Origin of the sequence: Mycolicibacterium elephantis DSM 44368 (assembly GCF_004014805.1) — a bacterium.
Lineage (GTDB): Bacteria > Actinomycetota > Actinomycetes > Mycobacteriales > Mycobacteriaceae > Mycobacterium > Mycobacterium elephantis.
The window spans coordinates 1-205 of the sequence record NZ_ATDN01000090.1 but is presented as its reverse complement, the minus strand read 5'-3'; the positions used below and the strand labels follow the sequence as shown (position 1 = coordinate 205).

Here is a 205-nt window from a genome sequence, read left to right as displayed (position 1 = left end):
TCTCACTGTCGGTATACGGCTCCAACGGCAACTTCAACCTCTCAGGGTAGGCGCAACGTTGATGAAACAAAGTGCTGTGCGTCCCCTGACCGGGTTGGCGATGGTCGTCGCCATCGTGGCGATCATCGGTCTTGCCATCGCGTTGTTCCGCGGCGACTTCACCAAAACCGTTCCCGTCACCGTCATCTCGGATCGCGCCGGGTTG

Annotated in this window: 1 pseudogene; it reads left to right on the top strand. The window is 59.5% G+C overall.

Annotated elements, in window-relative coordinates:
* Window positions 1-61: 61 nt before the first annotated feature.
* Window positions 62-205 (top strand): annotated as a pseudogene (locus tag MELE44368_RS27275) (MCE family protein); the annotation flags it as partial.